The sequence below is a fragment of the Rouxiella sp. WC2420 genome, from assembly GCF_041200025.1.
GTDB lineage: Bacteria > Pseudomonadota > Gammaproteobacteria > Enterobacterales > Enterobacteriaceae > Rouxiella.
Window position 1 is genome coordinate 2668609 of the sequence record NZ_CP165628.1, and the last position, 19832, is coordinate 2688440.

Below are 19832 nucleotides of genomic sequence, written 5' to 3' on the forward strand. Positions count from 1 at the left end.
GGCAAAAAAAGGCCAACAACGGACACGGATAGACGGCAATGAGCCTCTACAGCACCGTTGACAAAAAATTGCGTACGCGGATGTTTTCCTGACTGTCGAGCACGGCTTCAGTCGGCCCGGCTGCCACGATTTTGCCCTCTTCCATAAAGACGATGTTATCCGCCACTTCACGGGCAAAGCCCACCTCGTGGGTGACGATAACCATGGTAATCCCCGAGTGTGCCAGTTTTTTGATTACCTGCAACACTTCGCCGACCAACTCAGGATCAAGTGCCGAAGTCGGTTCGTCAAACAGCATAACTTCTGGATCCATCGCCAATGCACGGGCGATTGCTACGCGCTGTTGCTGTCCGCCGGAAAGCTGAGACGGCCAGTCGTTTTCACGCGACCCCAGGCCGACCTGCTGCAACAGCGAGCGCGCTTTCAGCGTTGCCTGCTGGCGATTTTGTTTTTTCACGCGCAGCGGTGCATCAATAATATTTTGCAGCACGGTGCGGTGCGGAAATAGATTGAACTGCTGGAACACCATGCCAATCTGAGCGCGCTGGGCTGCAACCTGTTTGCTGTTTAGCTCATACAGCGCGTGGCCCTTCTGGTGATAACCCACCAAATGGCCGCCAATGCGAATGGTTCCGCCATCAAGCTTTTCCAAATGGTTGATGCAGCGCAGAAGTGTTGATTTTCCCGAGCCGGAAGGACCGAGGATCACCGTGACTGAACCGGCGGCGATATCCAGGTCAATGTTGTCCAGAATGGTATTGCCGGAAAAGCGTTTAGTAATATTACGTAACTCGATAGCTTCAGCCATTGCTGCCAACCCTCTCTTTACTCACCGCCAGAGCGGGCGCCTTGCGTTTGATCCATGAACGTTTTTCGTTGCGAACGGTGCCGCGACCAAAATAGCGTTCAACGTAATACTGACCCACCGACAGCACGGAAGTCATCAGCAAATACCACAGCGTTGCTACCAGCAATAGCGGGATAACTTCATAAGTCCGCTGATAAATAATCTGCGCCGAGTACAGCACGTCCTGCAGCGCTATCACTGAAACGACTGCCGTGGTTTTCAGCTGACCGATCACTTCATTGCCCGCCGGAGGCAGAATGGCACGCATCGCCTGTGGCAATACTGTGTGACGAAAAATCTGCGCCGGACGGTAGCCCAGCGCTTTGGCGGCTTCTAACTGCCCCTGATTAACGCTCTGAATGCCGGCGCGCACAATTTCTGCCGCATAGGCCGACTGGTGCATGACCAGCGCAATGACCGCCGCGCTGAACGGGCTGATCAGCGAGTTGGCGTTAACAGTCCACAGTTCGCCGACAAACGGCAGTGAAAGGGCAATTTTTGGGTACAGCGCGGCAACGTTGTACCAGAGAAACAGCTGCACCAGCATCGGCACGCCACGGAAAAACCAGGTGTAGGCCCAACTCACCGCCGACAGCACCGGGTTGGACGACAGGCGCATCAAAGCCAGCACCGTACCGCCGGCAAAGCCGAGAATTACGGAGATGGCCGTGAGTTGCAGCGTCATTAAGACGCCCTGAAGAATAGAGGCTTCCGTGAAGTTCTCGGCAATCACTTTCCACTCAAAGCGCGGATTGTTGATAACCGAGTTGGCTACGGCCAGTAAAATGAGCAATACCACAAAGGCACTGAACCAGCGGCCGTAGTATTTTTTACCGATAATGCGCAGTTCGCCCTGCGATTCTGGTGTTGCCTTTTGCATTAAAAAATCTCTTCGTTACGTTTTGCTTCTTTCATCGCGCCGTAGCCGATGTTCCACTTATCCAGGATCTTCTTGTAGCTACCATCCTTGATAAGCGAGTTCAGCGCGGCCTGAACGGCATCTTCCAGCGGTGAACCTTTAGGGAATGCAATCGAAACGGGCGCATCGTTAACCGTTATCTGGCCACTCATTGCCAAGGCTGGCACTTTGCTGACCTGATAGGTCAAGCCTTCGTATGGACCAAAGAACATTGCTACGCGACCGCTGACTACCGCCTGCACGCCCGCGGGGCGATCCGGGAAGGTGGCGATAGTAATGGCTGGCTTGCCATCGGCAACACACTTCTTGCTGGCGTCTTCAAGACGCAGCAGCTGAGTGGTCCCCGCCCCTGCGCCAATCTGCTTGCCGCAGGTTTCTTGCAATGAAGTGAATGGCGCAACGTTGGCATCTTTACGTGAGATGATCCCCAGACGTGAAGCATCGAAATAGCCAATGAAATCAACCTGACTCAGGCGCGCCTTGGTGGCATTGATATTAGACAGCGCCACGTCATAGCGACCCGATTTCAGGCCGGGAATAATGTTGTCGAAACCGCCAGTGTCACGCCACTGCACAGCAACGCCCAGTCTTTCGGCGACCGCTGTCATGACATCAATTTCACGTCCGGCCAGCGTTTTGTTATCGGCCATATAGAAAGTGGTCGGCGGCGTATTCGGGTTGGTGCCTGCGATGATATAGCCACGTTTTAAAATATCTGCTGGCAGTTTGCTTTTTAATGAATTATCCGCAGAAACATGAAACGAACTTGAAAATGGCACATTCTGATCGGCTGCCCAAACGCTGTGTACACTTCCGGCAATCACGAGAGGAAGCAGCAACTTTTTTAATAACTTCATTTCTAAACCTTTTTCCCGATGAAAATACAAAAAAATGCAAGTTTTAACATTTTCAATGTACGGCTTAGACCTTACAACTGCTTAAATTAGATAAGCTAAGCTAATTTTGTGCTAAAGAAATGCTTTGCAGGATAATAGCGGAAGAAAAACGAGGCGCGTCAGGGAGCTAGCGGGGGAGAAAATGCAGGGGCCGACTCGGCTTGACGACCCCTGATAGATCTAATTTATCCAGACAATGCTTTTTTCATCTATAGGACAATTAATCTATAAGACAATTAACGGAACGGCGGCTCGTCAAAGGTGCGCAGTTTACGCGAATGCAGCTTGTCGCCCTCGGCACGCAGCAAATCTATTGCGCGAATACCTATCTGCAAATGTTCTGAAATTGCACCTTCATAAAAATGATTGGCCTGTCCGGGCAGTTTTATCTCACCGTGCAGCGGTTTATCAGAAACACAAAGCAAGGTTCCATAAGGCACGCGGAAACGATATCCCTGCGCGGCAATGGTCGCGCTTTCCATATCAACCGCCACGGCACGACTGAGACTAAAACGACGCGCCGAAGCCGAGAAACGCAGCTCCCAGTTTCTGTCGTCGGTGGTGACCACCGTGCCCGTGCGCAGGCGCTGTTTCACCTCTTCCCCCGGCATATTACTCACCAGTTTGGTCGCATCATAAAGAGCGCGCTGCACTTCGGCGATGCTTGGGATAGGAATGTCTGGCGGAAGCACGGCATCCAGCACGTGGTCATCACGCAGATAAGCATGTGCCAGCACGTAATCACCGATAGTCTGGCTTTCACGCAGGCCGCCACAGTGACCAATCATCAGCCAGGCGTGGGGGCGCAGCACTGCCAGGTGATCGCAGATAGTCTTGGCATTGGATGGCCCGACGCCAATGTTTACCAGCGTGATCCCCTGCCCGTTTTCGGCAATCAGGTGATAAGCAGGCATTTGGTGTTTCTTCCAGGCCAAGTCCGACGCGGTACGCGAAGGATCGCTGTCTTCCTCGGTAATATAATTCCCCCCGGCGCAGGAGAGTGCGATATACGGCGAATTCGGGTCAAGAATTTGCGCACACGACCAGCTAACAAATTCGTCAACGTAGCGGGTGTAGTTGGTAAACAGCACATAAGGCTGGAAATGCTCCGGCGGCGTGCCAGTATAGTGTTTCAGGCGCGCCAGCGAGAAATCGGTGCGCAGCGCGTCAAAATGAGAAAGCGGGAAAGTGTCGGTCGCGGTAGAAACCCCGTCGGTCACGTCATCAACGATTTTTGCCAGATCGGTGGTCGGGAAGTTCAGCGCCAGACCGGCGGTCATCGAGCGGTCAAGCAGCAGATCAGAGCCGTCAATCACAAACGGGTAAGGCATTTCCTGTTTCGACGCGCTGACAATAAAGGAAGCACCGTAATCTTTTTCCAGAATTGACAGCTGGCTGTAGAGATATTTTCTGAATAACTGGGGACGGGTCAGCGTGGTGACATATTTCCCCGGATGGGCAAAACGACCATAGGCGCGCGTGCGATACGGCGTCTGCGCGCTGCCGTCCCAGCTAACTTCCAGCTGTGGATAGGCAAACAGTCCGTCGGCGCGCGCATTGAGGTCCGGCACCGTGCCGTTGTCGATATATTGGCTAATCGCCTCGCGCAGGGTCGAGAGCGACGCCTCGTAGAGCTCCTCAAGACGGTCAATCGCCTGCGTTGCGTTCAAATTGAGGGGTGTTCCTTGATTATCCATAACAACTCCTTAGCGCAATATCGTTATTGTTTTAACATCACTTAACCGCAATCATAGCCTATCGTTCAATCATGCGCTCTATGAGCTTAGATACTCTTTGTTAAGGAAAAATAGTCTTGTGCTGAATTTTATGATCTTTACTGACTTCATTTCCTGGCCCTGATCCGGTAAACCGGAGTGATTTGCCAATAAAAGGATTGTGAGGATGAGTACAGTTTTAGTTTCCTTAGACATATGCAGAGTATAGACCGCCAAAATACCTATTACTTATACAAAATCCATGCGAATAGTATTTCCGGCGCGTCTCTAACTGACCAAATGAAATTCAATGAACCCTTTATGCAAACAGGGTTTGATAGCCCCTTCAAGCCGGGTGTCGATACTATTGCTGAAGGCGTAGAAACATTCCATGAAACGCATATTTCCTGGAATCAGGTTAAACCGGAAAATATTAGTCTGGTAGAAATATTTCCGCCACCAACGTTTTAAAAATAACAGTGTTAGTCTTTACGAAAAATAAAATTTAACCCTGTGAAAAATATTGTTTGAACCTACGGAGAATTAGTAATGGCCTGCATGGAAAGCAGGCCTTGATTGAGTTAGAGATCTCCTCCGTGGCTGGCAATGACCTGCTTATACCAGTCAAAACTTTTTTTCTTCGAACGTTTTTGCGTGCCGGAATTATCGTCGTGTTTGTCGACATAAATAAAGCCGTAGCGTTTACTGTATTGCCCGGTGGTATAAGACACGCAGTCGATGCAGCCCCACGGGGTATAACCCATCAGATCAACACCGTCATCAATTACCGCAATTTTCATCTGCTCGATATGAGCGCGTAAATAATCGATGCGATAATCATCATTTATACTGCCATCGACCTCGACGATATCTACCGCGCCAAAGCCGTTTTCAACAATAAATAGCGGTTTTTGATAGCGTTCGTACAAAGCATTTAAGGTGTAGCGCAGACCCACTGGGTCGATTTGCCAGCCCCAGTCCGAAGCCGCGACGTGCGGATTGCGCTTGCTGCCTTCAACTGACACCAGACCGCCCTGCGCATCTTTTTCGACCAACTGCACTGCGGTGCTCATGTAATAGCTAAAACCGAGATAATCAGTACAGCCTTCACGCAAGGTTGCTGCATCCTCGGGGTGCATCTCGATTTTATAACCCTTATTTTCCCATTCTCGGAGAATATAAGACGGATAATAGCCACGCATTTGCACATCGCCGAATAGATAGCGCTGGCGCATTTGCTGCTGGGCAAACATGACATCCTCGGGGTCGCACGACCAGGGATAAATAGGCACCATTGCCAGCATACAGCCAATCTGGAACTGCGGGTTGATAGCGTGTCCAAGTTTTACCACTTTGGCACTGGCCACGAATTGATGATGCAGCACCTGATACATTGTCTGTTCAGGATTCGGCTGTTCGAGAAAAAGCACGCCGGAGCAGGAATAGCCATATAGCGGGATCTTCCAGTTGCGCTGATTATTGATCTCGTTAAAGGTCATCCAGTATTTCACTTTTGACTTATAACGTTCCATCACCACTTGGCTGAAATGCACAAAAAAATCGACCACTTTACGATTCAGCCAGCCGCCGTATTCCTTGACCAAATGGTAGGGCATCTCGAAATGCGAAAGAGTAATCACTGGCTGAATATTATACTTAAGCAGCTCATCAAACAGGTCATCGTAAAACTGTAATCCGGCTTCATTAGGTTGCTGCTCGTCGCCATGAGGGAAAATCCGCGACCAGGCAATAGAGGTACGAAAACACTTAAAGCCCATTTCAGCAAACAGTGCGATATCTTGTTTATAGTGAGAATAAAAATCTACAGCTTCGTGATTGGGATAACGCTGCCCTTGCTGAACGCCGTCGGTTATTTCGCGCGCCACACCGTGAGCTCCGGCAGTCAAAACATCGACAATGCTCGGCCCCTTGCCGCCCTTATCCCAACCTCCTTCGACTTGATGCGCTGCCACTGCACCGCCCCAAAGAAAACCTTCCGGTAATTGCCTGCTAGACATAACGATTCCTTTTAAAATGAATAAAAGTGGCTGAGTCGAAATTAATATTCGACCTGTGAATCCAAATTTTGCCCGTTGGACTCAATGACGCGCTGATACCAAACGAAGCTTTTCTTTTTAAAGCGCGCCAGATCTTTAAGGTCTTTTTCATCGCGATTGACATAAATAAAGCCATAGCGCTTGCCGATGCCCTGATGCGTGCTGACTAAATCAATCGCCGACCACGGGCAATAACCAAACATCTCGACGCCATCGGTAATGGCAAGTTGCAGCTGCTCAAGATGCTGACGCAAATATTCAATGCGATAGTCGTCATAAATCTTGTTGCCCGCTTCCAGCTTATCAAACGCGCCAAGGCCATTTTCGGTAACAATCAGCGGCAGACGATAACGTTCATAAATTTCGCGTGCAGTGATTCGAAAACCAATAGGGTCGATATACCAGTTAAACTGATTTTTCTTCAGATACGGATTGTTCATGCCGGCATAGACGCTGCTATCGATGCCCGCCAACTGTTGGTCCACGGCTTTCGAAGGCTCGCCCTGTTCGCGCCATTTAGCAGAACTCTCGGCTCCGACCGTTGCTGAGGCATAATAGTTAAATGCGATAAAATCGGGTTTCCCCTCTCGTAGCAATGCCATTTCCTGCTCGGTGATTTGTGGCAAGTAGCCTTTTTCCTCCATAAAACTCCACGCCACTGCATTGTATTTGCCGTAGCAGGCCAAATCGAGATACAGCCAGTTGCGAATGGCACTGAAATTGTTGGCCGCCAGCACATCTTCGGGGCGTGCGCTGGAAGGATAGACACAGGAAATATTTGGCGCGGGTCCAATTTTGGCGTGCGGCAGCAACTCATGGCAGGCAATCATCGCTTTGGCCTGAGCCAGCATCATGTGATGGTTCTGTTGGTACAACACCTTCTGCGGATCTGGCGTGCCCGGCGGCAAGGTGCCAATAACCTCGCCCTTGAGAATCATCATGTTTTGCTCATTGATGGTCAGCCAATAAGTGACACGGTCACCGTACAGCTCAAAGGCAGTGCGTGAATAATTTTCAAATGCATCAATGGTTTCCGGCAGCGACCATCCGCCCTTTTCCTGCAAGGCCCATGGCAGGTCAAAATGATACAGCGTGACCAGCGGCTCAATATTATGCTTACGCAGCAGGTCGATCAGGCGATTATAAAATGCCGTGCCGAGTGGATTGATTTCACCCACGCCCTGCGGGAACAGGCGCGCCCATGAAATAGAGAATCGATAGGTTTTCAAGCCCAGCTCGGCGAAAAGCGCCACGTCTTGCTCAAGATGATGATAATGATCGCTGGTGACTTTGAAATCGCTGAGCTCGGCGTCGAATACTGCCTTGTCGATCACCGACGGTCCTTTGCCCTCCTCATTCCACGCCCCTTCTACCTGATAGGCCGAAGTCGAAGCTCCCCAAAGGAAGTTTTTTGGAAAGGGTTTGAGCTGCTGATGTTTCATGATTCGCTCCTTGATTAACGGTTTTTCAACGCAAAAATTTCGCGATGTAAATGGATTATTTCTTCTACCAGTTCACGGCAGAGCATGGCGTTCATCAGGTGATCCTGTGCGTGAACCAGAATCAGCGTAACGGGGATTTTTCCGGCACCCTCATCTGCCCCAATCAGCTGGGTCTGGATTTTATGGGCTTCGCGGGCAGCAACTTTGGCTGCGGTAAGGTGCTGGTCCGCCAGCGCCCAGTCATTTTCCCGCGCGGCTCGCAGCGCTTCCATCGAGCAGGATCGCGCCTCGCCGGCCTGAATAATCAGTTCCATGACCACATTTTCGAGTTCCATCATCAGTTCTCCACCGGTTGCAGATGAGGTTCTTCCTGTTCGATGAGCTGTTTTTCATACATTTTGAAGAACGGGTAATAAATCAGCGTCGAGATACACAGCAGCACGCCGACCAGAATAATGGCGCGGAAATCCCAGCCGGTTGACCAGGCGGCACCGATCGGGCCAGGCGTGGTCCACGGAGCCAGTGACACCACGTGATTGACCAGATTGGTGCGCGTTGCGGTATAGGCAATCACTGCGTTAACTAAAGGAGCAGTAATGAAAGGGATAAACAGCAGCGGATTCATCACTACCGGCGAGCCAAAAATAACCGGCTCGTTGATGTTGAACATGCTCGGCACCAGTCCCAGCTTGCCAATCGAGCGGAGGTGGGCAGATTTACTGCGCAAATAAAGCAATACCAGCCCCATGGTCGAGCCTGAACCGCCCACCACAATAAAGAACTGCCAGAATGGTTCGATAAAGATCTGTGTGATCGGCTGACCGGCGTTAAGTTCTTGCTGATTAATGCCGAGATTGGTCAACCAGAAAGCCTGCAAAATACCGCCCACAATAACCGCACCGTGAATACCGGCAAACCACAGCAAGTGACAGAGAAGCACAGCGATTAAAATGGCCGGTAGCGAGTCTGAGGCTGAAATAATCGGCGCGAAAACAGACATAATTGCCTGTGGTAGCAGCATGCCGAATTGATGCTGAATAAACAGGCTTAATGGAAATAGCGTTATAAAAATAGCCAGAATAGGAATTAATAGATCGAAAGACTGACGGATTTTTGGCGGTACCTGCTCGGGTAATTTAAAACCGATATTATGCTTTTGCAGGAAATGCATTAATTCTGTGGAATATAGACTGACTAAAATAGCAGTAAATATTCCCTCCCCGCCCAATGAGCCGACCGGTAACGCGCTATTGCTTTGTGGCGACGCGACCACTAAAAATGCCATCAGTGATAACATCGCGGCCATAAAACCATTCATCTTATAACTCTGCGCCAGATTATAAGCGATGGCAGCAGCAATATAGACCGCCATAATGCCCATGGTCATATTATATGGCATCATTATTTGGTCGCTGTGCCGAGCAACCATGCCAAGCCACCATTGCGCAAACGCCCATTGGCTATTGGCGCTGAACGGTGGATGGGCAAATAACAGCATAAAAGAGCCGACTATCAAGAACGGCATTGAAGAGATAAACCCGTCTTTGATGGCGACGACGTGGCGCTGACCCGAGAGCCTTGCCGCAATCGGGCTGATGCGGTTTTCAATCACGCCAAATAATGACTCACTGATTGTGCTCATTATTTTTCCTCGTCAGACGTAATCATACTCAATGCTTTATGAAGAATTTTCTCGCCATTCATCATGCCGTAATCCATGGTGTCGATCACCTCCACCGGCTTGTTGTACTCCTCGGCGATGGCCTTGAACTCTGCCAGCTTGTACTTGATTTGCGGCCCCAACAGGCAACAGTCATAGTTTTGAATTTCATCACTAAACTCATCGAAAGCGATGGCGTTGATCTCGACTTCGATATTATTTTGCGCGGCATATTTTTCCATGCGCTGGACAAGCATACTGGTGGACATTCCGGCGGCACAGCACAGTAAGATCTTATTCATCATTAATACCTCATCACAGTGTTTAAATTAAAATATACAAGTCATCGCCATTTCTGCAACCGGTTTCAGATTAGTTAACTTAAATTGTGACACTGATCGCAAAGCCCCGTATAACGTTAAATTTCCGTAAAGAAATAGAGGAGTTCCTAGCGATTGAGAATATTATTAATATACAAAAGAAGTTATAAATGACAGTGAATTACAGTGGGTTGTTATTCACAGAGAAAATAAACGCATTAATATTAAAAGCAATAAAACTGAATAACGTGTCACCTAAACAAATAAAATGTACCATAGCCAGATGCAAATGGCGGTTCTGGGAAAAAATGATGATTACCATGCTTGATGTTGCCAACAAGGCGGGAGTTTCCAAAGCGACAGTCTCTCGCGTTTTGGCCGGAAATAGTTATGTCAGCAAGACGACTCGCGACCGCGTATTTAAAGCCATTGAAGAAACGGGCTATCGCCCTAACCTGTTGGCAAGGAATCTGGCCACCAGCAAATCGCAAAGCATTGGCCTGATGGTCAGTAACACTCTGTACAACGGCCCTTACTTCACTGAACTCCTGTTTCAGACAGCGACGTTGACGGAAAGTTACGGTCGCCAGCTGGTGCTGGTTGACGGCAAACACAGCGCGGAAGAAGAGCGTCAGGCCATTGAGTTTTTGCTCGACCTACGCTGCGACGGTATTATCGTTTATCCGCGCTTTCTGAATGCCGATGAATTAACGGCCATTATTGAAAGCTCACCCAAACCTATTATTGCGGTCAATCGCCGGCTGGAAAATAGCCCACAGCACTGTGTTTATGCCGACCATCAGCAATATAGTTTCAACGCCGTCAGTCATCTGATTAATCGCGGTCATCGTGATATTGCTTTTATTCGCGGGCTGGCTGGTTCCCCATCTGCCGACAGTCGTTTTCGCGGCTACAAAATCGCGCTGGAAAAATACGGCATTGATTATCGCGAGCAATATATCGCAGAAGGCGGTTGGACTCCGCGCAGTGGCATAGACGCAGCAAAAATTTTGCTGGATCGTGGCATAACTTTCTCGGCCTTGGTTGCCAGCAACGATGATATGGCTCTCGGCGCTGCTAACCATTTACACGCAATGGGCAAACGCATCCCACAGGATGTGTCATTGATTGGTTTCGATGATATTTCAATGGCCTCGTATTTTATTCCGTCGTTGAGTACCGTGCGCGTGCCGGTGGCGGAGATGATCGAGACCACGCTGAAACAGTTGGTGGATATGATGGACGGAAAACCCATTGACGCCTTGCAGCCGTTCCCCGGCGAGCTGATTATCCGCGATTCGCTCGGCCCCGGCCCTTACGCTTGATAATGTCTTTTAATCTGGCTGCTGCCCGGCACCCTCGCAAAATAAACGCGTCGCGGCCAGACTCTGCTGGTGGCGCAACGCCGGTTCAGCGGGAGTCTGCGCCAGCTGAAGCAGCATACCCGTGAAAAACTTTCCTAATAAAATCACAGAAATATCCTGACGGAATACGCCTCCCTGCTGTGCGTCGGCCAGATTCTCCTGCATGATTTCCGCCAACGTGGCTTGCGCCTCTGCCGCAGCCGGATAGGCTAACAATCCCGCAAGACTTATCTCACCGTGCTGAGCCAGGAAGTTAAGCAACTTGCGAAAGCTCAGCGCCACGCGATCGCTGACCTGATTTTCCGGCACCAGTGGATCAATTTTTAATGTTCGTGCCAGCGTGAACAGCTGCTGACGAAAAGTATCGATCGTTTCATTATTCATTGCCTGAGACCTGCTGCATTCATTGCCTGAGACCTGCTGCCCTTTGCTGATTGATTTCACTCGCCAACGCCTTCGCTTACTCGCTATTTCATTTAACGCAACTTGATAGCAACTATTGTTGTTTTACTTCATCTGTTTCGCAATTCAATAATCGCAAATAATACTCCCCGAGCACAGATAAGGAAAAAGGATGGGATACCGTTTAAGTTTATTGGATAAAAGCCCGCTTGACGAACACGAAGACGCCGCCGGGGCACTGAAACGCACGCTGGAACTGGCACAAAAGGCTGAACAATGGGGCTACCACCGTTTTTGGCTGGCCGAGCATCATAATACGGACAAGCTGGCAATTTCCTCACCGGAAATTGTTATTGCCTGGATATTGGCACATACCCGCAAGCTGCGCGTCGGCTCTGGTGGCGTGATGCTACAGCATTACAGCCCGTTCAAGGTTGCCGAAAACTTTAACCAGTTGGCGTCGCTGGCTCCTGGCCGTGTGGATATCGGTATCGGCAAGGCCCCGGGCGGATTACCTCTGTCGACTCATGCATTGCAATACGCGGTTGATCATAAACTTAAAGGCGAGTTTGCCGATCAGCTGCAACTGCTGGATGACTGGCTGTCTGTACCGGTCAGAGAACAGAACGGCGATACCCTTTCCGTGACGCCGCAGCCGCCACAAACCGCCGCCCGTTTCCTGCTCGGTGCCAGTGAAGAAAGCGCCCGCCTCGCGGCCAGGCTCGGCTGGAACTTCGTGTTTGCCGCGCATCTGAATGCCGACGAGCGCGATATTTCCCGCGCGCTGAGTGCCTATACCCACGATAGCAACGGACGCCGAGCCCTGTTGGCGGTGCCGGTGGTTGTCGCCGATAGCAGCGAACAGGCCAAAAAACGGGTAGAAGAAGGTCAGCTTTACCGCGTAATTGGCAGCGATGGTCAGCGCGTTAATGTCGGCAGCCTGGAACAGGCCGAAGCCTACATCCGCCAGTCCAAAGCGGAGTCTCACAAAATCGAAGAGCGCAAGTCTGCGGTGCTGGCCGGCACTGGTGAAGAAGTTCACCAGCAGCTGGAAGCTTTGCAGGCAAAATTTGGCGTTGAAGAGTTTGTGATTGATTCACCGATTGTCGAAGCCAGGGCCCGACTGCGTTCGCTGGAACTGTTGGCCAGCGCCAGCGTAGCCCTGGCTTGACGATTCACCTATCACGCAATGTGCCACGCGCAGCGCCTTGAGCTGCGGCCAGTATTCTGACGAGGAACCATCATGAGCGGGAAAAAAATGTTACGCCTGGGCGCGATTATTCAAGGGGCGTCAGGCAATATGTCTGCGTGGCGTCATCCCGACGCGGTCGCCGATGCCAGTATCAACGTCGAGTTTGTTCAACAATTAGCGCAACGTGCCGAGCAGGCGAAATTTGATTTCCTGTTTGTCGCCGACGGGCTGTATATCACCGCCCAGTCGATTCCTCATTTCCTTAACCGCTTCGAGCCAGTCACACTGCTCTCTGCACTGTCGCTGGTGACTAAAAAAATCGGACTGGTCGCTACCCTTTCAACCTCCTACAGCGAGCCTTTTAACGTGGCTCGCCAATTTGCCAGTCTCGATCACCTCAGCGGTGGGCGCGCAGGCTGGAACGTAGTGACTTCACCGTTGGAAGGCTCGGCCAAAAACTTCTCACGCGACAAGCACCCGGAACACGATGAGCGCTACCGTATTGCCAGCGAATATTTGCAGGTGACAAAAGGGCTGTGGGATTCGTGGGAAAAAGAGGCGTTTGTGCGCAATAAAGACAGCGGGCAGTTCTTCGACAGCAATAAACTGCACACGCTTAACCACCACGGCAAATATTATTCTGTACAAGGCCCCTTAAACGTTGGCCGCTCACCGCAGGGTCGCCCGATTGTTTTTCAGGCCGGTGCATCGGAGCAAGGGAAAGCCTTTGCCGCCGAGGCCGCTGATGCTATTTACACCCGTCAGGAAACGCCGGAGCTGGCGCGTGAGTTCTATCAGGACGTAAAACGACAGCGGGTGGCAAAGGGCTATAATGCTGAAAGTATTGTTATTTTTCAGGGCACAAGTGTGATAGTGGGTGAAAATCTCGATGACGCCGAGCAGAAATATCAGCAAACCGCACAGTTGGTGACTATCGATAAGGCGCTGGAATATCTCGGCCGCTACTTTGAACACCATGATTTTAGCCAGTACGAGCTGGATGCGCCGTTCCCGGAAATTGGCGAACTGGGAGAAAATAGCTTCCGCAGCACCACCGAGACGATTAAACAGGATGCCAAAAAACGTGGATTAACACTGCGTCAGGCAGCATTGGAAGCTGCCACACCTCGGCCCTCGTTTATCGGCACTGCCGAAGACATCGCTGACGGTTTCGAGCACTGGTTTACTTTTGGCGCTACCGACGGTTTTATTGTTCGCGGCGGCACACCGACTGCGTTCGACGATTTCATTGATCAAGTGATCCCAATCCTGCAAAAACGTGGCCTGTATCGCACTGAATATGAAGGCAATACGCTGCGTGAAAACCTTGGATTGAGAGAGCCTGAAAATCAGTTCACTGCCAAAACTGCGATCAAAACCGTGAAAGTTAGCGCATAAAACAGCGATATCTTTACCGACCCCCGTTCTAAAACATCAACCACTGAACACCTCTTCAGTGGTTTTCTTTATGAATTTTTTATCGCGTCAATAATTAATTTAAGCCGCTGTTTTATAAAGCCTGAACTCAAAAGTAGTGTTTCTCCAAAATCGCGGCACCGTCGTCTATCGACTTATGGATAAGCTTGATGCAGCGCTTGCTGTCGCCCGCCGCCAAAGCTACCAATAGCTGATCGTAATTATGCTGCCCCTGCGCCATCTGGGTAGATTGCGGATAAAGATAGTTAAAGCACGGGCCAATCTGCACCCAAAGCTGTTCTATCAGCGCGGTTAAAGTTGGCATTTTTGCCAAATCATACAGTGCGAAACGAAACTCGCGGTTGGCCTGCAACGCCCGTTCGACGTTATGTTCGATTTTAGCCGCCATAAATTGCGCGTTTAACGCTTTTAGCTGCTCGATATCCTGGAGCGTGATTTGTCCACAGGCCTGCGCCACCGCCAATCCCTCAAGATTTTTGCGGATCAGGGTGATTTCCTGATAGCGCGCCAGCGGTATTTTTGGCACTAAAAAAGCCTGCGCCGGCGTAGCATCCAGAGCACCGGCAGACACTAAACGCAGCAAAGCTTCGCGCACCGGAGTCACGCTGGTGCCCAACTGTTCAGCAATTTCTTTAGTCACCAAACGCGCGCCGGGCTTAAGCACGCCGACTATCAATGCCCCTTTCAGCTTGGCTTCCACCTGCATGGTGAGGCTGACACGCTGCGCTTTTTCCATCTCGAACATGTGACATTTCCTTTAGCAAAAATTGGGCTTTTCTTTTGCGGTTTAATCCGTAGCTTGCCAAAAATACATTATATAGGATATATCATGTATTAGGGAATTGAACATTGTGTGAACGTTTTTGTGATCCAGCCAATTAACTTTAATTTCCGTCGTTTTCTTTGACGGCGTCACCTTGGGAATGACCGTAAATGAAATATCCTGCATTCAAATTGGCAACGCTGGCGGTGTTGGTAAGCCTGATGGCTCCTGCAGCCGTGGCTTCCGAGTTGGTCATCGCGCAAACAACTTCCGCGACGGCGATGGATCCCGGCTTTCTAAAAGAACCGGCTACGTTAGTTGATAACCTGTTCGACACCTTGGTATTACGCGATGCCAATATGAAATTGATACCGGGGCTGGCGACGGATTGGAAAGCGCTGGACGACAATACCTGGGAGTTTACCCTTCGTCAGGGCGTGAAGTTCACCGACGGCGAACCGGTTAACGCGCAGGCGGTAAAATTCTCCATCGACCGTATCCTTGACCCAGCCAACCACGCGCCAACCATTTCGTACATTCGCACCATCAAATCCGTGGAAGTCAGCGGTGAATATCAGGTGAAAATTCACACCAACGGCCCCGATCCGCTGCTGCCAACGCGGATGAGCCGTTATCCAACTTATATCGTGCCACCGGCCTATGTGACAAAAGTCGGCGCGGCGGAGTTTGCCCGCAAGCCTGTTGGCTCAGGAGCTTATACCCTGAGCGCATTTATTCCCGATGAAAAAGTAGTCATGCAGGCAAATCCTGATTACTGGCGCGGTAAACCTTCAATAGATACCGTGACTTGGCGGCCAATTCCGGAGGCGACGGCGCGCGTTACTGCCCTGCTGACGGGTGAAGTTCAACTGGTCGATGGGGTACCGGCCGATCTGGTTCCTGCGTTGAAAAATAAATCCGGCATTCATCTTGAGCAGGTTAAAAATGGCGGTCTGACGATTTATCTTGGCCTGAAGAATGATCAGAAACCGCTTAACGATGTGCGCGTGCGTCAGGCTTTATCACTGGCATTAAACCGCGAGGCTTACACCCGCGACCTGCTGCACGGCTTTGGGACGCCAACTGGCACCATGGCCGGGCCAAAAGATTTTGGCTATTTGGCGATCCCCGCTGCGGCGCAGGATGTCGCCAAAGCGAAAGCGCTGCTGGCAGAAGCCGGTTATCCGAACGGCTTTAGCATCAAGTTTCAGGCGCCCCGCCGCTATATTGCCAGTGCCGACGTGGCGCAGGCCATTGTGCAGGATCTGGCGGCTATTGGCGTGAAGGCCCAGCTCGAAGTGCCGGAATGGTCTGTCTATACCCAACAGGTTGCCGCACAGAAACAGGCTCCGATTTACATGCTGGCCTGGGGCTCGACGCAAACTCTCGACGCCGACGCCGCTCTGTATCCGATCCTGCACTCTGGCGAACCTTACTCCACGGTCAATTCCCCGGAGCTTGATAAGCTGCTCGACAGCAGCCGCCTGACGGTAGACTCGGCCAGGCGCGAGAAGATTCTACAGCAGGTCCAGCAGGTGGTGGCGCAGCAACAGCCGTTAATCCCGCTTTACAAGGAAGATGCGCTTTACGCCAGTTCTGATGCCCTGACCTTTACCGGCCGCGCCGACTCGCGTATTCCGCTGTTTGACCTGAGGCTGAAATGATCCTGCTGCGTTCCGCTGTGCAAAAGGTGCTTGCTCCTAAACGCGCCCGTCGCCGTTTTTATGGTGACGGCGTGCTGGGCGCCCTGCTGCTGCTGGTGGTGATTGTTCCTGCGCTGCTTGCCCCTTGGTTGCCGCTGGCCAACCCACTGACCAACAGTCTGGCGGCGGCCTTTTCTCCCCCTGGAACGCATACCGCCAGCGGCATTCACTGGCTCGGCACCGATCAGTTAGGCCGCGATTTGTTGTCGCGAATTCTTGCAGGAACCCGACTCTCGCTGATGGTGGTGTTACTGGCCGCGCTGATTGCGGCGGTGATTGGCTCGGCATTAGGCATGATTGCCGGTTATGTCGGCGGCTGGCTGGATGCAGTGATCATGCGGCTGATGGATATCCAGCTGGCCGTGCCGTTTATCCTGTTGATTTTGCTGGTTATGGCGCTGTTCGGCGCAACGCTCACCAACATCATTGTGATAATGGGCGTCACCAGTTGGGCGATTTATGCTCGCGTCGCACGGGCCAAAACGCTGGAAATTCGCGAGCTGGAGTATATCGAGTCCGTCAGAGCAATGGGTTTTTCGACGCCGCGGATCCTGTTGCGCCACGTGCTGCCTAACCTGATGACGCCGCTGATAGTGCTGCTGACGCTGGATATTCCCCGTCTAATCGTGCTGGAAGCTTCGATTGGCTTCCTCGGTATGGGTATTCAGCCCCCGACGGCAACGTTGGGGAATCTTATCGGCGAAGGTCGCTCTTACATGCTGCTGGCACAGTGGTTGGTGCTGTATCCCGGTTTAGTGATTGCTGCGCTGGTAATCGGCTGTAACCTGCTGGGTGATAGCCTGCTGCGTAAAACGCATACGAGGCTTGATTAAATGCTGCGCTATATTCTGCAACGTCTCGGGCAGTCAGTGCTGGTGATGCTGGGCGTCTCGCTGCTGATTTTCTATAGCCTGCATCTGACCGGCGACCCGGCGGCGGTTATGATGCCGCCCGGTTCGACTCAGCAAGAGATAGACAATTTCCGTCACAGCATGGGCTTTGACCGATCGCTAAGCTGGCAATATTGGCACTATCTGACCAGTGTACTGCACGGCAATCTTGGCGATTCGCTGCGCTACAGTCAGCCGGTGACCGAGCTTATTGCACAACGCGTTCCTGCGACGCTGCTGCTGGCGATAACCGCGCTGGCCTGGAGCACGCTGGCGGGTTTAGTGCTTGGCATCGTCAGCGCGCTCTATCAAAACAGCGTGTGGGATTTAATCTCCCGCCTGCTGGCCTTTAGCGGACAGGCAGTGCCGGTATTCTGGCTGGGGCTGCTGCTGATTATTTTGTTTAGCCTTAACCTACGCTGGCTTCCCTCCAGTGGCTATGGTTCTGCCAGTCAACTGGTGATGCCCGCCATTAGCCTCGGCGCTTATTATATGAGTGCTATCGCGCGATTAATCCGCGCCAGCCTGATTGACGTTTTGCAACAAGACTATATTCGCACCGCGCGCGCCAAGGGCTTGAGTCAATGGCGTATTGTGGTGCGTCATGGCTTGCGCAACGCCCTTATTCCAGTGATCACCGTGCAAGGCATGTACTTCGCTTCTCTGCTGGGTGGCGCGCTGGTGACGGAGATTATCTTTGCCTGGCCGGGCATTGGCCGACTGGCGGTACAGGCGATTCAAAACCGCGATTTCCCGCTGGTACAGGCTATCGTACTGCTTGCGGCGCTGGTCTTTGTCGGGGTGAATCTGATTATTGACCTGCTTTACGTGGTGCTGAATCCGAGGATCCGCCTATGAGCGTTATCATCCCCGAGTCGCTACGGCCGACGCTGGATTTACTCAGCGCAATCACTCCTTTTGTTAGCATAGCCGGAGAGCTAAATCAGCAACAGGCTCTGGCCCAGTGGCTGGAACACTGGATGGTTGACCATCTTGGGGCCGTTGCTGTGCTACCGGTCAGCCAGCAGCTTTTGCTCGACGTTCCGCCGCTGGTGCATGTTCGCATCAACAATCAGGCCAGCAAAACGCTAGTGCTGTACAACATGTACGACGTGATGCCTGCAGATGAACAGGACTGGGCCTTTCCACCGTTTCGCGGCGGCCTGCAAACCGATCCCTTACTGGGCGACGTGTTTATCGCTCGCGGTGCCGAAAACAATAAAGGTCCATTGGCAGGCATGCTGATGGCGCTGAAGGCCCTCTGCGATAATGGCAATTTAACCGTTAATATTGAACTGATTATCGAAGGGCAGGAAGAAACAGGCAGCGGCTATCTGCGCCGCTATCTGGCACAAACGCCTTGCCCGATCTCCCCTGCAGAAGCGGTGTTTTTCCCTTCGCTATGTGAATACGGCGGCGGGGAACCCCGGGTCTATTTAGGTTTCAGCGGGCTGACGGCGGGCGAGCTGCGCGTCAAAGGCGGTGACTGGGGCGGCCCTGAGGCGGCGATTCATGCCAGCAATGCCAACTGGATAGCCAACCCGGTGTGGAAATTGGTGCAGGCGCTCAATGCTCTTGCTCCGGCAGAAGCAAACGGCGTAATTGAACGTTTACCCATTGACCCCGAGGCTCAAAAACTGCTCACCGTGCTGGCCGCAACCTTTAGCATTGAGGATGAGTTGCGCTTTCGCCGCAGCCAGCGGTTGTTCGTCAGGGGTGACACTTTGAGCTGCCTGCAACAGTTAATCAACGGCGCAGTGCTGACGTTGGCCGAAATTCGCAGTGACCCGCTGGACGCACGCGGCGTTATCCCGCACAGCGCCAGTGCCCAGCTTGCATTGCGCGTTGCTCCGGGCATCAACGGTGAGAAAATCCTGCAAAACATTCGCGAAACACTGTCCCGGCCGGATTTGCAAGGCGTTGAGCTACGACTAAACGACAGCTATCCCGGCCATCGCTTTGCCTATGACTCGCCGGGGGTCGCCGAACTACTGAACAGTTATCAGTTACAGGGAGCAAATCCTCAGGTTTGGCCGTGGGCTCCAGGGTGCGCCCCAGCCTATACCTTTGCGCATATTGCCCCCGCGTTTTTGATCGGTGGACTTGGCCATGGCGGAAATGCTCACGGCGTTAACGAATTTGTGACTCTGCGCGGGCTGGCTCGTTTTCAGCAGTCGATCGCCGACTGGATTATCAATTTTTGCCAATCATCTGCAATTTAGCAC

The 19832-nt window shown here is 51.8% G+C and carries 19 protein-coding genes; 8 read left to right on the plus strand and 11 right to left on the minus strand.

The window, feature by feature from the left end:
• Positions 1-46 precede the first annotated feature (46 nt).
• The 4 genes from AB3G37_RS12135 to AB3G37_RS12150 all read right to left on the minus strand — a co-directional run bounded on the left by AB3G37_RS12135 (position 47) and on the right by AB3G37_RS12150 (position 4359).
• Positions 47-808 (minus strand): amino acid ABC transporter ATP-binding protein, encoded by a 762-nt coding sequence (locus AB3G37_RS12135; RefSeq protein WP_009636140.1) that lies wholly within the window; start codon positions 806-808, stop codon positions 47-49.
• On the minus strand, positions 801-1727 hold the full coding sequence (locus AB3G37_RS12140) for an amino acid ABC transporter permease (protein WP_009636139.1): 927 nt from the start codon (positions 1725-1727) through the stop codon (positions 801-803). Before AB3G37_RS12140 ends, AB3G37_RS12135 begins: the two co-directional genes overlap by 8 nt.
• The gene (locus tag AB3G37_RS12145) at positions 1727-2623 is read right to left on the minus strand and encodes an ABC transporter substrate-binding protein (RefSeq protein ID WP_369787904.1); all 897 of its coding nucleotides are present in this window, start codon (positions 2621-2623) and stop codon (positions 1727-1729) included. The genes AB3G37_RS12140 and AB3G37_RS12145 overlap by 1 nt, the downstream gene beginning before the upstream one ends.
• A gap of 275 nt (positions 2624-2898) precedes the next feature.
• Positions 2899-4359 (minus strand): AMP nucleosidase, encoded by a 1461-nt coding sequence (locus AB3G37_RS12150; protein ID WP_369787905.1) that lies wholly within the window; start codon positions 4357-4359, stop codon positions 2899-2901.
• 339 nt (positions 4360-4698) lie between these two features.
• Between AB3G37_RS12150 and AB3G37_RS12155 the strand changes: the two genes are divergently transcribed.
• On the plus strand, positions 4699-4848 hold the full coding sequence (locus AB3G37_RS12155; RefSeq protein ID WP_369787906.1) for a hypothetical protein: 150 nt from the start codon (positions 4699-4701) through the stop codon (positions 4846-4848).
• A gap of 110 nt (positions 4849-4958) precedes the next feature.
• Here AB3G37_RS12155 and AB3G37_RS12160 read toward each other — a convergent pair whose 3' ends face one another.
• The 5 genes from AB3G37_RS12160 to AB3G37_RS12180 are packed head-to-tail and all read right to left on the minus strand — an operon-like array spanning position 4959 to position 9838.
• Entirely contained in the window at positions 4959-6395 is a 1437-nt protein-coding gene (locus tag AB3G37_RS12160) for a 6-phospho-beta-glucosidase (protein ID WP_369787907.1), read from the minus strand.
• Positions 6396-6436: 41 nt separating this feature from the next.
• Positions 6437-7876, minus strand: a complete 1440-nt coding sequence (locus tag AB3G37_RS12165) for a glycoside hydrolase family 1 protein (protein ID WP_369787908.1) — start codon at positions 7874-7876, stop codon at positions 6437-6439.
• A gap of 14 nt (positions 7877-7890) precedes the next feature.
• The gene (locus tag AB3G37_RS12170; protein WP_369790949.1) at positions 7891-8211 is read right to left on the minus strand and encodes a PTS lactose/cellobiose transporter subunit IIA; all 321 of its coding nucleotides are present in this window, start codon (positions 8209-8211) and stop codon (positions 7891-7893) included.
• A gap of 2 nt (positions 8212-8213) precedes the next feature.
• A complete protein-coding gene (locus AB3G37_RS12175; protein ID WP_369787909.1) occupies positions 8214-9518 on the minus strand; it encodes a PTS sugar transporter subunit IIC in 1305 nt (434 codons plus the stop codon).
• Positions 9518-9838, minus strand: a complete 321-nt coding sequence (locus AB3G37_RS12180; protein ID WP_009636132.1) for a PTS sugar transporter subunit IIB — start codon at positions 9836-9838, stop codon at positions 9518-9520. Before AB3G37_RS12180 ends, AB3G37_RS12175 begins: the two co-directional genes overlap by 1 nt.
• A gap of 329 nt (positions 9839-10167) precedes the next feature.
• Here AB3G37_RS12180 and AB3G37_RS12185 point away from each other — a divergent pair, with 329 nt between their 5' ends.
• On the plus strand, positions 10168-11181 hold the full coding sequence (locus AB3G37_RS12185) for a LacI family DNA-binding transcriptional regulator (RefSeq protein ID WP_369790950.1): 1014 nt from the start codon (positions 10168-10170) through the stop codon (positions 11179-11181).
• A 9-nt stretch (positions 11182-11190) separates the two neighbouring features.
• Here AB3G37_RS12185 and AB3G37_RS12190 read toward each other — a convergent pair whose 3' ends face one another.
• Positions 11191-11604 (minus strand): hypothetical protein, encoded by a 414-nt coding sequence (locus AB3G37_RS12190; RefSeq protein WP_369787910.1) that lies wholly within the window; start codon positions 11602-11604, stop codon positions 11191-11193.
• A 190-nt stretch (positions 11605-11794) separates the two neighbouring features.
• Between AB3G37_RS12190 and AB3G37_RS12195 the strand changes: the two genes are divergently transcribed.
• Both AB3G37_RS12195 and AB3G37_RS12200 read left to right on the plus strand, forming a co-directional pair.
• Positions 11795-12793 (plus strand): LLM class flavin-dependent oxidoreductase, encoded by a 999-nt coding sequence (locus AB3G37_RS12195; protein WP_009636129.1) that lies wholly within the window; start codon positions 11795-11797, stop codon positions 12791-12793.
• A 72-nt stretch (positions 12794-12865) separates the two neighbouring features.
• Entirely contained in the window at positions 12866-14212 is a 1347-nt protein-coding gene (locus AB3G37_RS12200; protein WP_369787911.1) for an LLM class flavin-dependent oxidoreductase, read from the plus strand.
• Between the two features lie 127 nt (positions 14213-14339).
• On the opposite strand, the gene AB3G37_RS12205 is transcribed toward AB3G37_RS12200, so the two are convergent.
• The gene (locus AB3G37_RS12205) at positions 14340-14996 is read right to left on the minus strand and encodes a GntR family transcriptional regulator (RefSeq protein ID WP_369787912.1); all 657 of its coding nucleotides are present in this window, start codon (positions 14994-14996) and stop codon (positions 14340-14342) included.
• A gap of 188 nt (positions 14997-15184) precedes the next feature.
• Here AB3G37_RS12205 and AB3G37_RS12210 point away from each other — a divergent pair, with 188 nt between their 5' ends.
• From AB3G37_RS12210 to AB3G37_RS12225, 4 genes are read left to right on the plus strand one after another with little or no spacing between them, the layout of a single operon-like run.
• The gene (locus AB3G37_RS12210) at positions 15185-16678 is read left to right on the plus strand and encodes an ABC transporter substrate-binding protein (protein ID WP_369787913.1); all 1494 of its coding nucleotides are present in this window, start codon (positions 15185-15187) and stop codon (positions 16676-16678) included.
• The gene (locus AB3G37_RS12215) at positions 16675-17550 is read left to right on the plus strand and encodes an ABC transporter permease (protein ID WP_009636124.1); all 876 of its coding nucleotides are present in this window, start codon (positions 16675-16677) and stop codon (positions 17548-17550) included. The genes AB3G37_RS12210 and AB3G37_RS12215 overlap by 4 nt, the downstream gene beginning before the upstream one ends.
• Positions 17551-18465 (plus strand): ABC transporter permease, encoded by a 915-nt coding sequence (locus tag AB3G37_RS12220; protein ID WP_009636123.1) that lies wholly within the window; start codon positions 17551-17553, stop codon positions 18463-18465.
• Positions 18462-19829 carry a M20/M25/M40 family metallo-hydrolase gene (locus AB3G37_RS12225; RefSeq protein ID WP_369787914.1) on the plus strand — a complete coding sequence of 456 codons (1368 nt, stop codon included), beginning with the start codon at positions 18462-18464 and terminating at the stop codon, positions 19827-19829. Before AB3G37_RS12220 ends, AB3G37_RS12225 begins: the two co-directional genes overlap by 4 nt.
• The last annotated feature ends 3 nt before the right edge of the window (positions 19830-19832 follow it).

Coding starts and splice junctions, on each gene's coding strand:
- AB3G37_RS12135 (WP_009636140.1), bottom strand. CDS start 808: ATGGCTGAAGCTATCGAGTTACGTAATATTACTAAACGCTTTTCCGGC.
- AB3G37_RS12140 (WP_009636139.1), bottom strand. CDS start 1,727: ATGCAAAAGGCAACACCAGAATCGCAGGGCGAACTGCGCATTATCGGT.
- AB3G37_RS12145 (WP_369787904.1), bottom strand. CDS start 2,623: ATGAAGTTATTAAAAAAGTTGCTGCTTCCTCTCGTGATTGCCGGAAGT.
- AB3G37_RS12150 (WP_369787905.1), bottom strand. CDS start 4,359: ATGGATAATCAAGGAACACCCCTCAATTTGAACGCAACGCAGGCGATT.
- AB3G37_RS12155 (WP_369787906.1), top strand. CDS start 4,699: ATGCAAACAGGGTTTGATAGCCCCTTCAAGCCGGGTGTCGATACTATT.
- AB3G37_RS12160 (WP_369787907.1), bottom strand. CDS start 6,395: ATGTCTAGCAGGCAATTACCGGAAGGTTTTCTTTGGGGCGGTGCAGTG.
- AB3G37_RS12165 (WP_369787908.1), bottom strand. CDS start 7,876: ATGAAACATCAGCAGCTCAAACCCTTTCCAAAAAACTTCCTTTGGGGA.
- AB3G37_RS12170 (WP_369790949.1), bottom strand. CDS start 8,211: ATGGAACTCGAAAATGTGGTCATGGAACTGATTATTCAGGCCGGCGAG.
- AB3G37_RS12175 (WP_369787909.1), bottom strand. CDS start 9,518: ATGAGCACAATCAGTGAGTCATTATTTGGCGTGATTGAAAACCGCATC.
- AB3G37_RS12180 (WP_009636132.1), bottom strand. CDS start 9,838: ATGAATAAGATCTTACTGTGCTGTGCCGCCGGAATGTCCACCAGTATG.
- AB3G37_RS12185 (WP_369790950.1), top strand. CDS start 10,168: ATGATTACCATGCTTGATGTTGCCAACAAGGCGGGAGTTTCCAAAGCG.
- AB3G37_RS12190 (WP_369787910.1), bottom strand. CDS start 11,604: ATGAATAATGAAACGATCGATACTTTTCGTCAGCAGCTGTTCACGCTG.
- AB3G37_RS12195 (WP_009636129.1), top strand. CDS start 11,795: ATGGGATACCGTTTAAGTTTATTGGATAAAAGCCCGCTTGACGAACAC.
- AB3G37_RS12200 (WP_369787911.1), top strand. CDS start 12,866: ATGAGCGGGAAAAAAATGTTACGCCTGGGCGCGATTATTCAAGGGGCG.
- AB3G37_RS12205 (WP_369787912.1), bottom strand. CDS start 14,996: ATGTTCGAGATGGAAAAAGCGCAGCGTGTCAGCCTCACCATGCAGGTG.
- AB3G37_RS12210 (WP_369787913.1), top strand. CDS start 15,185: ATGAAATATCCTGCATTCAAATTGGCAACGCTGGCGGTGTTGGTAAGC.
- AB3G37_RS12215 (WP_009636124.1), top strand. CDS start 16,675: ATGATCCTGCTGCGTTCCGCTGTGCAAAAGGTGCTTGCTCCTAAACGC.
- AB3G37_RS12220 (WP_009636123.1), top strand. CDS start 17,551: ATGCTGCGCTATATTCTGCAACGTCTCGGGCAGTCAGTGCTGGTGATG.
- AB3G37_RS12225 (WP_369787914.1), top strand. CDS start 18,462: ATGAGCGTTATCATCCCCGAGTCGCTACGGCCGACGCTGGATTTACTC.